General features: G+C 71.9%; 12 protein-coding genes and 1 riboswitch. Of the genes, 7 read left to right on the top strand and 5 right to left on the bottom strand.

Annotated features, from left to right (window positions below; all coding sequences use genetic code 11):
• The first annotated feature begins 72 nt into the window (after positions 1–72).
• The 4 genes from ACIOC0_RS11115 (at position 73) to ACIOC0_RS11130 (ending at position 3,396) form a co-directional block, all read left to right on the top strand.
• Positions 73–1,008 carry an N-acetylmuramoyl-L-alanine amidase gene (locus tag ACIOC0_RS11115; protein ID WP_402154590.1) on the top strand — a complete coding sequence of 312 codons (936 nt, stop codon included), beginning with the start codon at positions 73–75 and terminating at the stop codon, positions 1,006–1,008.
• 104 nt (positions 1,009–1,112) lie between these two features.
• Entirely contained in the window at positions 1,113–1,937 is an 825-nt protein-coding gene (locus ACIOC0_RS11120; RefSeq protein WP_402155075.1) for a DUF5336 domain-containing protein, read from the top strand.
• A 113-nt stretch (positions 1,938–2,050) separates the two neighbouring features.
• Entirely contained in the window at positions 2,051–3,061 is a 1,011-nt protein-coding gene (locus ACIOC0_RS11125) for an LLM class F420-dependent oxidoreductase (RefSeq protein WP_402154592.1), read from the top strand.
• Positions 3,062–3,102: 41 nt separating this feature from the next.
• On the top strand, positions 3,103–3,396 hold the full coding sequence (locus tag ACIOC0_RS11130) for a hypothetical protein (RefSeq protein ID WP_130437023.1): 294 nt from the start codon (positions 3,103–3,105) through the stop codon (positions 3,394–3,396).
• 26 nt (positions 3,397–3,422) lie between these two features.
• Here the strand turns inward: ACIOC0_RS11130 and ACIOC0_RS11135 are convergent, their stop codons facing one another.
• The 3 genes from ACIOC0_RS11135 to ACIOC0_RS11145 are packed head-to-tail and all read right to left on the bottom strand — an operon-like array spanning position 3,423 to position 6,669.
• Positions 3,423–4,493, bottom strand: coding sequence for a prenyltransferase (locus ACIOC0_RS11135; RefSeq protein WP_402154594.1), 1,071 nt, complete (start codon positions 4,491–4,493; stop codon positions 3,423–3,425).
• A complete protein-coding gene (locus ACIOC0_RS11140) occupies positions 4,490–5,224 on the bottom strand; it encodes a class I SAM-dependent methyltransferase (protein ID WP_402154596.1) in 735 nt (244 codons plus the stop codon). The genes ACIOC0_RS11135 and ACIOC0_RS11140 overlap by 4 nt, the downstream gene beginning before the upstream one ends.
• A complete protein-coding gene (locus ACIOC0_RS11145) occupies positions 5,218–6,669 on the bottom strand; it encodes a glycosyltransferase family 4 protein (RefSeq protein ID WP_402154598.1) in 1,452 nt (483 codons plus the stop codon). Before ACIOC0_RS11145 ends, ACIOC0_RS11140 begins: the two co-directional genes overlap by 7 nt.
• A gap of 215 nt (positions 6,670–6,884) precedes the next feature.
• Between ACIOC0_RS11145 and ACIOC0_RS11150 the strand changes: the two genes are divergently transcribed.
• Positions 6,885–7,559: a TetR family transcriptional regulator gene (locus ACIOC0_RS11150; RefSeq protein WP_402154600.1), complete on the top strand. Its 675-nt coding sequence runs from the start codon at positions 6,885–6,887 to the stop codon at positions 7,557–7,559.
• Between the two features lie 294 nt (positions 7,560–7,853).
• On the opposite strand, the gene ACIOC0_RS11155 is transcribed toward ACIOC0_RS11150, so the two are convergent.
• Both ACIOC0_RS11155 and ACIOC0_RS11160 read right to left on the bottom strand, forming a co-directional pair.
• Complete coding sequence (locus ACIOC0_RS11155; protein ID WP_130437019.1) at positions 7,854–8,126, bottom strand: ferredoxin; 273 nt, start codon at positions 8,124–8,126, stop codon at positions 7,854–7,856.
• Between the two features lie 4 nt (positions 8,127–8,130).
• A complete protein-coding gene (locus tag ACIOC0_RS11160) occupies positions 8,131–9,588 on the bottom strand; it encodes an aldehyde dehydrogenase (RefSeq protein ID WP_402154602.1) in 1,458 nt (485 codons plus the stop codon).
• 191 nt (positions 9,589–9,779) lie between these two features.
• Here ACIOC0_RS11160 and ACIOC0_RS11165 point away from each other — a divergent pair, with 191 nt between their 5' ends.
• Both ACIOC0_RS11165 and ACIOC0_RS11170 read left to right on the top strand, forming a co-directional pair.
• Positions 9,780–10,001: a hypothetical protein gene (locus ACIOC0_RS11165; protein WP_402154604.1), complete on the top strand. Its 222-nt coding sequence runs from the start codon at positions 9,780–9,782 to the stop codon at positions 9,999–10,001.
• A gap of 134 nt (positions 10,002–10,135) precedes the next feature.
• Positions 10,136–11,194: an MBL fold metallo-hydrolase gene (locus ACIOC0_RS11170; protein WP_402154606.1), complete on the top strand. Its 1,059-nt coding sequence runs from the start codon at positions 10,136–10,138 to the stop codon at positions 11,192–11,194.
• A 116-nt stretch (positions 11,195–11,310) separates the two neighbouring features.
• A riboswitch (cobalamin riboswitch) is annotated at positions 11,311–11,379 on the top strand.
• Positions 11,380–11,443: the final 64 nt, after the last annotated feature.

Below are 11,443 nucleotides of genomic sequence, written 5' to 3' on the forward strand. Positions count from 1 at the left end.
CGCCCCGTGTCCCGGCCTCGCGTCCCGCGGCTTCCCCGGGGGCGGCCCCGGGTGCCCGTTAGGGTGGCAGGCGTGTCTTACGCAGGCCCTGACTTCGATTCCCCGCACCCCCGCCGCTCCCGCATGCGCCGGGCGTCGGCCGTGGCGCTCGCCGTGGTCGTGCCCGGGGCGCTGCTGGCATGGGGGGCTTACGCGGCCCTGGGCGGACCGCCCGACGGCGGGCCCGACCGGGTGAAGAGCGCGGCGCCTAGCGGGTGGACCACCCCGTCCGGCGGGACTTCCGCGAACGGCGGGATCGGCGCCGGCGCCAAGCCCGGACCTGACTCCGCCGCAACGACCCTCAAGGGCAAGGTCGTCGTGATCGACCCCGGACACAATCCAGCCAACCACCGGCACACCGCGGAGATCAACCGCCAGGTGGACATCGGCACCAACCGCAAGGAGTGCGACACCACCGGCACCTCCACCGACTCCGGTTACAGCGAAGCCGCGTTCACGCTGGACGTGGCGCACCGGCTGCGCGCCCTGCTGCAACAGCGCGGCGCCACCGTGAAGCTGACGCAGGACGCGGACCGGCCGTACGGGCCGTGTGTGGACGAGCGGGCCCGGATCGGGAACGCGGCGCACGCCGACGCGGTCGTCTCCATCCACGCCGACGGCTCCGGGAGCGGCAACCGCGGCTACCACGTGATCCTCCCGGGCGAGGTACACGCGGGCGGCGCCGACACCCGTGCCGTCGTGGGCCCTTCGCGCGAACTGGGGCGGCTGGTCTCCGCCGGATTCGGCCGGGCCACGGGCACCGCGCCCTCCAACTACGTCGGCGACGGCAGCGGCATCGTCACGCGCAAGGACCTGGGCGGTCTCAATCTGTCAACGGTTCCCAAGGTGTTCATCGAGTGCGGCAACATGCGCGATACCAAGGACGCGGCACTGCTGACCAGCGGCGCCTGGCGGCAGAAAGCGGCGCAGGGGATCTCTGACGGAATCGTGAGTTTCCTGCGCGGGTAGTGATCGGCGCGCTGATCCCGGCGGACAGCCTGATCGTGCGGACGATAATGTCGTCCCTCTACCGAGCCAGTATCGACGACGAGACGACTGACGAAGGACCTGAAGTGAATATCCGCTCCCTCACTAGAGGCGACGGCGTGGTGATCGGCGCAGCGGTGCTGCTGTTCATCTCGTCGTTCCTCGACATCTACTCGTCCGACGGGCTTCCCAACGGCTACGACATGCCCAGCCTATGGTCGAGCGGTCCAGTCCTGATGGGGGTAGTACTGGCGGGCCTCGTGGCTGCCGCACTCGTCGTCGCCTCCCGAGCGCTGCCACAGCCGAGCAAGATTGCCGGACTCGAAGTCGGCCAGTTCGGCGTCGCGTTCGCCGTTTTCGCCGCATGGAGTGCCCTCGGCAACATCTTTGACCCGGCCGGTGCCGTGAACAACGTCGGCGGCGGCACCTCGGACGGCCCCAGCGCCGGTGCAGGCCTGATCCTTGCGCTCGTCGCTACGCTCATTCTGGCCGGCGCGGCCGTCGCCACCCCCCTGGTCCCCGCTCTCCAGGGCGCGTTGATCCCCGCGCCGAAGCCGGTGGCCCCGCAGCCCTACGGTGCGCAGCCGCCCGCCGGTTACGGCTACCCGGGCGCGCAGCAGTCGTCGTTCGGCGGTCAGCCGCCGCAGCAGGGCCAGCAGCCGGGGCAGCCGGCGTTCGGCGGCCAGCAGGGTCCGGCGCAGCCCCCGGCCGCCGACTTCTCGCCGTTCTGGTTCGCCGTGCCGGTGCCGCGTCCGCTGTTCGCGGAGGACGGCGCTCCGACGCCGATCGCCGAACTGGCTCCGGGCACCTGGTACTTGGCCGTCGAGCAGGGCGCGCAGGGCCTGATCGCGCAGACCCAGGACGGCCGCCGCGGCGTGCTCCGCGACACCTCGGGGATCCAGCGCGGCTGACCGCGGACGGCCCCCGCGCACCGCGACACACGGCCCCTCGCCCTTCCGGGCGGGGGGCCGTTGCCGTACAGTCGCCTCCCACCCGTCGTCTGACGTATCGTCAGGAGGCAGTGATGCGGCTCGGCCTGGCGCTCGGCTACTGGGGGCGCGGCCCCTCTCCGGGGCATGTGGAACTGGCTCTGGAGGCGGAGCGGCTCGGCTACGACTCCGTGTGGACGGCGGAGTCGTGGGGCTCGGACGCCTTCACCCCGCTCACCTGGATCGCGGCCCGCACGTCAAGGATCAGACTGGGTACGGCCGTCGCGCAGATGGCGGCCCGTTCACCGACCACGACCGCGATGCACGCGGTCACCCTGGACCACCTCTCCGGGGGGCGGATGATGCTGGGGCTCGGCCTGTCGGGCCCGCAGGTCGTCGAGGGCTGGTACGGCCGCCCGTTCCCGAGTTCGCCGCTCACCGCGACCCGCGAGTACGTCGACGTCGTACGGCAGGTCCTCGCCCGGCGGGGGCCCGTGGAGACGGCCGGCCGGTTCCACTCCCACCCTTACCGGGGCCCGGACGCGACCGGGCTGGGCAAGCCGCTGAAGCCGATCACCCATCCGCTGCGCGCCGACCTGCCCGTGCTGCTGGGCGCGGAGGGCCCCAAGAACGTGGGCCAGACCATCCGTATCGCCGACGGCTGGCTGCCGCTGTACTGGTCGCCGAACCGTCCCGAGGCGTACGGGCCGGCGGTGGCGGAGCTGCCGGAGGGCTTCCTGGTCGCGCCCCTGGCCCGGGCTCTGGTCTGCGACGACGTCGCCGAGGGGCTGCTCCCCGTGAAGGCGATGCTCGGTTTCTACATCGGCGGCATGGGCCACGCCACGCGCAACTTCCACGCCGATCTGATGGCCCGTATGGGCTACGAGGAGGAGGCCCGGCGCGTCCAGGAGCTGTTCCTGGCGGGGCGGCGCGAGGAGGCCGTCCTGGCCGTCCCCGACGCGTTCGCCGACGAGGTCTCCCTGGTCGGCCCGCGCGAACGGATCGCCGAGCGGCTGGAGTTGTGGCGCAAGGGCCCGGTGACGGACCTGCTGGTGGTGGCCCCGGACCCGCACACCCTGGGAGTGCTGGCCGAACTCAACTCGTAGGCGCCTGGTTTCACGGGGAGGCGGGCGGCAAACCGAAGTACATGTCTCCCAGATATCGCAACGGCTCGAACCAGGCCGGCACGGTCATCGCCGTCGTGGCCGACGTGATGGCCCTCATCCTGGGCCTGTGGATTCTCATGTACCTGCTGGGCGCCAACCAGGGCAACGAGTTCGTGCAGTTCGTGCACGACGTGGCCCGCTGGCTGGCCGGCTGGTCCCACGACCTGTTCACCTTCGACGAGGCCTGGGCGCGGGTGGTGGCGGGCTACGGCCTGGCAGCGGTCGTGTACCTGTTCGTGGGCCACGCCATAGCCAACCGGGTCCAGCGCCACTGAGGGCCTAGGCGTGTTCGAAACACGCCCTAGCCGCAGCAGTCGGGGTCCAGGCCCGTCGGCAGTCGCTCTCCGCCGAACACCGCGCAGGTGGCCTCGTGGCCGCCCAGGGCGGCGACGGCCAGCAGCAGCGAACCCGCCGTCCAGGTGGTCAACTCCTCGGGCCAGACGGCCCTGTCCTCGAAGACGAACCCCGTCCAGTACAGGCCCGACTCCGCGTCCCGCAGGTGCTGGATCGACTGGAGGATCTCCAGGGCCCGGTCGGACTCGCCCATCGCCCACAGCGCGAGGGCGAGTTCGGCCGACTCACCGCCCGTCACCCACGGGTTGGGCACGACGCAGCGCACACCGAGGCCGGGCACGACGAACCGCTCCCAGTCCGCCTCGATACGGGACTTGGCCTCTGCACCGGTCAACGCCCCGCCGAGCACCGGGTAGTACCAGTCCATGGAGTAGCGGCCCTTGTCCAGGAACCGTTCCGGATGCCGCCGGATGGCGTGCCGCAGCGCACCGGCCGCCAACTCCCAGTCGGGCTGCGGCTCTTCACGCTGCTCGGCGATGGCGAGCGCGCACCGAAGCGCGTGGTGCACGGAGGACGACCCGGTCAGCAGCGCGTCCGCGGTCGCCGTGCCGTCGTCGTCGCGCCGCCAGCCGATCTGCCCGCCCGGCTGCTGGAGATCCAGCACCCACTCGACGGCTGCGTATACGGCCGGCCACATGCGGTCCAGGAACGTGTCGTCGCCGGTGGACAGGTAGTGGTGCCACACGCCGACGGCTATGTAGGCGACGAAGTTGCTCTCCCGGCCCCGGTCGGTGACGTCGGCGAAGTCGCCGTCGGCGTAGGCGGCGTACCAGGAGCCGTCCTCGTTCTGGTGCCGGGCGAGCCAGTCGTAGGCCCGCTCGGCCGCCTCGTGCTCGCCGGCCGCGTCGAGGGCCATGGCGGCCTCGGTGTGGTCCCAGGGGTCGAGGTGGTGGCCCCGGAACCACGGGATCGCACCGTCCTGACGCTGCTCGGCGAGGATGCCGCGGACGGTCGCGGCGGCCTGCCCGGCGGTCAGGACCCCGGGCAGGACGAGGTGTTCCGTCCGGGGAGTGGTCACTGCGCGTCCACCACCGGGAGGTGGGGCTTGGTCGCGTATGCCACGAAGCTCTTGCCGATGAGCGGGTTCAGTGCCTGCTCGGCGACCCGGGTGGCCAGCGGCTTCTTCATGATGTCCCAGACCAGCAGCTGGTGGTATGCGCGCACCGGCAGCGCCTTGTCGTTGTCGACGCCGAACGCGCACTTGAGCCACCAGTACGGAGAGTGCAGCGCGTGCGCGTGGTGGGTGCCGTACGGCTTCAGTCCCGCCTCGCGGATCTTGGCGAGCAGCTCGTCCGCCTTGTAGATGCGGATGTGGCCGCCCTCGACCTCGTGGTAGGCGTCGGACAACGTCCAGCAGACCTTCTCGGGCCCGTAGCGCGGGACGGTGATCGCGATGCGGCCGCCGGGCTTGAGGACCCGGACCATCTCGGCGAGCACGCCCTTGTCGTCGGGGATGTGCTCCATCACCTCGGAGATGATGACGACGTCGAAGGACTCGTCGGGGAAGGGCAGCGCGAGCGCGTCGCCCTCCATGGCGGTGGCGGTGGCGCCCTCGGGGGCCTCGCCGGCCTCCTTCATCGCCGCGAACCACTTGGCGACCTCGCGGATCTCCTCGGCGTTCTGGTCCAGCGCCACGACCTGCGCGCCGCGCCGGTAGCACTCGAAGGCGTGCCGGCCCGCCCCGCAGCCGAGGTCCAGGACTCGGTCGCCCGGGGCGAGCGGGAACCGGGAGAAGTCGACGGTCAGCACGTGGCCCTGCTTTCGCGATCGGATACAACGTCAACAGCTTCGGCGGCGGTGGCGCGGCCCGCGCCGGCCGCGCGGACCGCCGCCGTCGGGTCGGGGGCGGCGGAGCGCGCTGGACGCCCGCCCGCGGCGCGCTCCACGGCCTCGCGGTAGCGGGCCACCGTCCCCTCGGCGGCCCGCGCCCAGGTGAACCGTTCCAGCACGCGCGTGCGGCCGGCCGCGCCGAGGCGGGCCCGCAGTGCGGCGTCGCCGAGGAGCCGGCTGAGGGCGGCGGCCAGCGCTTCGGAGTCGCCCGGCGCGACCGCCAGGCAGGTCTCCCCGTCGCGCCCGGCGACCTCGGGGATCGCTCCGCCGGTGGTGGCGACGAGCGGCGTGCCGGTCGCCATGGCCTCGGCCGCCGGCAGGGAGAACCCCTCGTACAGGGACGGCACGCAGGCGACCTCGGCAGAGCGGACCAGGTCGACGAGTTCGGCGTCGGAGATGCCCTTGACGAACTCGACGGCGCCTTCGAGGCCGTAGCGCTCGACGGCCTGGGCGACGGGCCCCTCCTCGGGGCGCTTGCCGACCACGACGAGGTGGGCGTCCGGGTGCTCGGCGCGGACCTTGGCCAGCGCCTCGACGAGGAAGACCAGGCCCTTGAGCGGCACGTCCGCGCTGGAGGTGGTCACGATCCGGCCGGGGACGACGGGCACGGACGGGTCGGGGGAGAACAGGTCGGTGTCGGCGCCGATGTGGACGACGTGGATGCGCTCGCCGCGGACGCCGAGGTGGTCGGCTATCTCCTGGCGTGAGGTGCCGGAGACGGTGAGCACGGACGGCAGCCTGCGCGCGACGCGCTTCTGCATCCGGGTGAACGCGTACCAGCGGCGCACGGACAGACGCCGCTGCAGGCCCTCGGCGGCGTCGAGCTCCAACTGCCGGTCGACGGTGATGGGGTGGTGGATCGTGGTGACGAGCGGTGCGCCGACGTCGCCCAACAGCCCGTAGCCGAGAGTCTGGTTGTCGTGCACGACGTCGAACTCGCCGCGCCGGGCGCGCAGATGGCGGCGGGCACGCAGCGAGAAGGTCAGCGGCTCGGGGAAGCCGCCGGTCCACATGGTGGCGACCTCCAGCGCGTCGATCCAGTCGCGGTACTCGTCGCGTCCGGGGGTGCGGAAGGGGTCCGGCTGGCGGTAGAGGTCGAGGCTGGGCAGCTCGGTCAGGGAGAGCCGGCCGGCGTGCTCCTCGCCGAGGACGTCGAGGGCGTCGAGCACCGGGTAGGGCTGGGAGCCGATGACCTCGACACGGTGGCCGAGGCGGACCAGTTCGCGCGAGAGGTGGCGGACGTAGACGCCCTGGCCGCCGCAGAACGGGTTTCCCTTGTAGGTGAGGAGCGCGATGTCGAGCGGTCGCCCGCCGTCCGCGGCGAGGGCCGGTGCGGGCCCCGCCTGACTGGCCTCAGCGGTCACTCCGGGGCCCCCTTCTGCCTGCACTGTCCCGCGAGACTACGACGGGACGCTAATCTAGAACAAGTTTCAGACTTGATCGTTCGGGAGGCTCTGAATCTACCGGCAGGTAAGGACACTGGGGGCAGTGGATCAGGTGATTCACGCCACGACCGGAGGCCCTGGTTCTGCTGTGTGATCACAGCCTTCACCGACTGTCACGGAACGGGACCAGCACCATGCCAGCGGAAGCCAGCACCCAGCGCCACTCCTCCCCCCACGGCTCCGCTCGCCCGGGTGAGCCCCCCTCCCCGCCGCTGACGGAGCGGCAGGAGGCCCGCCGCCGGCGCATCCTGCACGCGAGCGCACAGCTGGCCAGCCGGGGCGGGTTCGACGCGGTGCAGATGCGGGAGGTCGCGGAGTCCTCCCAGGTCGCCCTGGGCACCCTGTACCGCTACTTCCCCTCCAAGGTGCATCTGCTGGTCGCCACCATGCAGGACCAGCTGGAACGCATGCACGGCACCCTGCGCAAGAAGCCCCCGGGGGGCGACACCCCGGCGCAGCGGGTCGCGGAGACCCTGATGCGCGCCTTCCGCGCGCTCCAGCGGGAGCCCCATCTGGCCGATGCGATGGTCCGCGCCCTGACCTTCGCCGACCGCAGCGTCTCCCCCGAGGTCGACCAGGTCTCCCGCCAGACCACGGCGATCATCCTCGACGCGATGGGCCTCGACCGCCCCACCCCCGAACAGCTCTCCGCCGTCCGCGTCATCGAGCACACCTGGCACTCGGCACTCATCACCTGGCTCTCGGGCCGGGCCTCCATCGCCCAGGTGCGGATCGACATCGAGACGGTGTGCCGGCTCATCGACCTGCCCGAGGTCATGGGCCCGGCCGCGGAGAACGGGGCCTCCTAGGGCCTGTCTGCGCGAGGACGCGGGCGGGCACGCGAGAAACCTACGAGACGGGTTCCCTTCGCCGGTATGGTCCGGATCAGGTGCTGGGGGTCGCCGTTCGGCCCGACTGCTGCCGTTCGGCCTCTCAGCCCTACCGTCGATGTCGGCCACAGCGGATGCCTCGGCGAAAGCCTCGGCGTCGCGCCGCAGTCGGCTACTCCGGTCGGACTCCCTCACTCGCCCCGTAGGCCAATAACAGGATATAACGCCCGAGCGAGAATGAAACCCCACGAAAGGGACTTTTTACCCTTCTTCTCACTCTTCGGGCGGGAACACCGCCTCCCCGCTCTCCCGCAGTGTGATCGCGATGGCCTCCACCGGGCAGTTCTCCGCCGCCTCCAGCACCCGTTCGTTCGCGTCCGGGTCCGGGTCGACCGGATGGGACTGCCGGGCGGTGTCCAGCCGGAAGCCGCCCGGGGCGTGGTGGAGGCACTGGGCGGAGCCGATGCACAGGGAGCGGTCGACCTCGACGTGCCAGCGGTCGCCCGCGCCCACGCCCGAATCCGCTCGCGCGGCGGGTGCGCCCATCGCCTCAGCCCTCCCAGCCGGCCGGCAGGTGGATCATCTTGTGCTCCAAGTACTCGCCGTACCCCTCGGGCCCGAACTCCCGCCCCAGCCCGGAGTTCTTGTAGCCGCCGAACGGGCCGAGCATGTCCAGGCTGAAGGTGTTCACCGAGTAGGTGCCGGTACGGACCCGGCGCGCGACCTCGATGCCGTGCTCGACGTCGGCCGTCCACACGCTGCCGCTGAGCCCGTAGTCGGAGTCGTTGGCGATCTTCAGGGCCTCGGACTCGTCGCCGTAGGGGAGGAGGCAGATGACCGGGCCGAAGATCTCCTCGCGGGCGATGCGCATCGTGTTGTCGACGTCGCCGAAGAGGGTGGGCTCGACGTACCAGCCGCGGTTGAGGCCGGGCGGCCGGCCGCCGCCCGTGAGGACCTTCGCGCCCTCCTCCTGGCCGATGCGGATGTAGTCGAGGTTGCGCTGCTGCTGGCGGCGCGCGACCAGCGGGCCGACCTGGGTCGCCGGGTCGAGAGGGTCGCCGACGACGAGGGCGCTCGCGGCCGCGGCGAAGGCGTCCGCGAACTCGTCGTAGCGGGAGCGCGGCAGGAGGATGCGGGTCTGGGCGACACAGGCCTGGCCGTTGTTCATCCAGGCCGCGGAGACGATTCCCGGAACGGCGGTGGCCAGGTCCGCGTCGGGCAGGACGACCGCCGCCGACTTGCCGCCGAGTTCCAGGGTGACGCGGGTGAGGTTGCGGGCGGCGACCTCCATCACACGCCGGCCTGCCGCCACCGACCCGGTGAAGGAGACCTTGTCCACGCCGGGGTGCCCGACGAGGTACTCGCTCACCTCGCGGTCGGCGGGGAGGATCGACAGCACGCCCTCCGGCAGGCCCGCCTCCCGGGTGATCTCGGCCAGCAGATAGGCGTCGAGCGGCGACTCGGGGGACGGCTTGAGCACCGCCGTGCAGCCGGCGAGCAGCGCGGGCGCGAGCTTGGCGGCGGCCACGAACTGCGGGACGTTCCAGGGGACGACGGCGGCGACGACGCCCACCGGCTCCCGGCGCACGAGGATCTTCCCCAGCACGCCGTCGCGCCGCTCCTCGTGGGGGAAGTCCCGCGCGACGGTGATCGCCGCGTCCCACACCATCATCGCGCCGAGCGCCTGGGCGAGCACGCTCCAGGAGTACGGGGAGCCGTTCTCGGAGGAGATCACGCGGGCGATCTCGTCGTGGCGGGCGGCGATGCCGTCCTTGATGCGGGAGACGACCGCGATCCGTTCGTCGAGGGACATCCGGGGCCAGGGGCCCTCGTCGAAGGCCCGCCGCGCCACCGCGACCGCCCGGTCCACGTCCGCCCGCGAGGCGTGCGGGACACGCCCGATGGCCTCCTCCGTGTGCGGGGAGATCACCTCGATGACGTCCTCGCCGAGCGGGTCGGTCAACTCCCCGCCGATGAACAGCTGTCGGTGTTCCAGGAACTCGGCCATGGCGACTGCCTTCGTTTCTGACGGTGTTTCAGAAACTGATACCAGCTCCGGTTGAAGGAGTCCACGGGGCTGAGCAGCGCCTTCCCGACGATCATGGGCGCGGGCCCGCCGAGGACGGACCGTGACCACCCTGATGCGAATCTGTGCCGCAGACCACAGCGGGCGGCGGCCGCGCGGGCCCATACTGAACCATGACAAAGTCTGCGGCACCGAAGCGTCACCTGCCCACCAGCCCCTTCAGGGCCCCGGTCATCCCGACCCCCAAGCACTTCGTCGTGGGCGATCAGGTCACCCACGACGTACACGGCCTCGGCCGGGTGATCGGCCTCGAGGACGGCATCGCAGCCCTCGTGGACTTCGGCTCCGAGCAGCGGCGCATTCTGAGCCCGTACACCAAGATGACCAAGCTCTGAGACCGCCGCCGCGCCCGGCCCACACGCACATCAGCCCGGATCGCGCACCGACCCAGGACCACGTCGGTCGACTTGGGCACCCATTGGAACCGGTTCTAGTTATAGTGGGCCGTGGCCGTGGGACGGAGGGTGCGATGCGCAGCAGCCAGGGCGGTCGGAATCCGGGGGCGCCGTCGACGTGGGATCACGGCGGGGGTGTCCGCTCCCTCCAAGTGCCCATCCCTGACAACCCCTTGGGCCACACCCTCGTGTACGTCGTCGACACCGACCGGGGTCCGGTGCTGGTCGACACCGGCTGGGACGACCCCGCCTCGTGGGACGCCCTCACCGCCGGGCTGGCCGCCTGCGGCACCTCCGTCGGCGAGTTGTACGGGGTCGTCGTCACCCACCACCACCCCGACCACCACGGTCTGTCCGGGCGGGTGCGGGAAGCGTCCGGCGCGTGGGTGGCGATGCACGCGGCCGACGCCTCGATCGTGCGCCGCACCCGCTCCACGCGCCCGGAGCGCTGGTTCACCTACATGGCGGACAAACTGGAGGCCGCGGGAGCCCCTCAGGAGCATGTGGCGCCCCTGCGCACGTCCTCCCGCCGCACCCTGCCCGGCCTGAGTCCCGCCCTGCCCGACCGGGAGATCGTCCCCGGCGAGCTCCTCGACCTGCCCGGTCGCCGCCTGCGCGCGATCTGGACCCCGGGCCACACCCCCGGCCATGTCTGCCTCCATCTGGAGGAGGAGCACCCCGCCCGGCTCCCGGGGAAGGGGCGGCTGTTCTCCGGCGACCACCTGCTCCCCGAGATCACCCCGCACATCGGCCTGTACGAGGACCCCGACGACGCCACGGTCACCGACCCCCTCGGCGACTACCTCGACTCCCTGGAACGCGTCGGCCGCCTCGCCCCCGCCGAGATCCTCCCCGCCCACCAGCACGCCTTCACCGACGCGCCGTCCCGCGTGAGGGAGCTGCTGGCCCACCACGAGGACCGCCTCACCGGTCTCCTGACCCTCCTCGCCGAACCCCTCACCCCCTGGCAGCTCGCCGAACGCATGGAGTGGAACCGGCCCTGGGAGCAGATCCCCTACGGGTCGCGCAACATCGCGGTCTCGGAAGCCGAGGCCCACCTGCGACGCCTGGTGAAACAGGGCCGCGCGGAACCCGTCACGGGCAGCGACCCGGTGACGTACGCGGCGGTGTGAGCCCCCGCCCGGTGGCTGCCGAGGGCCCGAGAACGCCGGTCCGGCAGCCGCCCCGCAGAGCATTCTTTACGGGCGAGTACAGTAGCCGCGTCGTCATCACACCCGTACGGGGGAAAGCCGGTGCAAATCCGGCGCTGACCCCGCAACCGTGAACCGCCCCGCGCTCAGGGGGCCGGTGAGCCGGATCGCCTCGGACGGGCAAGTGAGGCTCGCGTGCGTCGGCGTCCCGCCGGCGTGCGGCACCGTCGA

Origin of the sequence: Streptomyces sp. NPDC088254 (assembly GCF_044740925.1) — a bacterium.
In the GTDB taxonomy this organism is placed as follows: Bacteria; Actinomycetota; Actinomycetes; order Streptomycetales; family Streptomycetaceae; genus Streptomyces.

Bases quoted from the DNA above. Each gene is read 5' to 3' on its own strand.
- ACIOC0_RS11125 (WP_402154592.1), top strand. From the start codon at position 2,051: ATGCGGCTCGGCCTGGCGCTCGGCTACTGGGGGCGCGGCCCCTCTCCG.
- ACIOC0_RS11130 (WP_130437023.1), top strand. From the start codon at position 3,103: ATGTCTCCCAGATATCGCAACGGCTCGAACCAGGCCGGCACGGTCATC.
- ACIOC0_RS11150 (WP_402154600.1), top strand. From the start codon at position 6,885: ATGCCAGCGGAAGCCAGCACCCAGCGCCACTCCTCCCCCCACGGCTCC.
- ACIOC0_RS11155 (WP_130437019.1), bottom strand. From the start codon at position 8,126: ATGGGCGCACCCGCCGCGCGAGCGGATTCGGGCGTGGGCGCGGGCGAC.
- ACIOC0_RS11160 (WP_402154602.1), bottom strand. From the start codon at position 9,588: ATGGCCGAGTTCCTGGAACACCGACAGCTGTTCATCGGCGGGGAGTTG.
- ACIOC0_RS11165 (WP_402154604.1), top strand. From the start codon at position 9,780: ATGACAAAGTCTGCGGCACCGAAGCGTCACCTGCCCACCAGCCCCTTC.
- ACIOC0_RS11170 (WP_402154606.1), top strand. From the start codon at position 10,136: ATGCGCAGCAGCCAGGGCGGTCGGAATCCGGGGGCGCCGTCGACGTGG.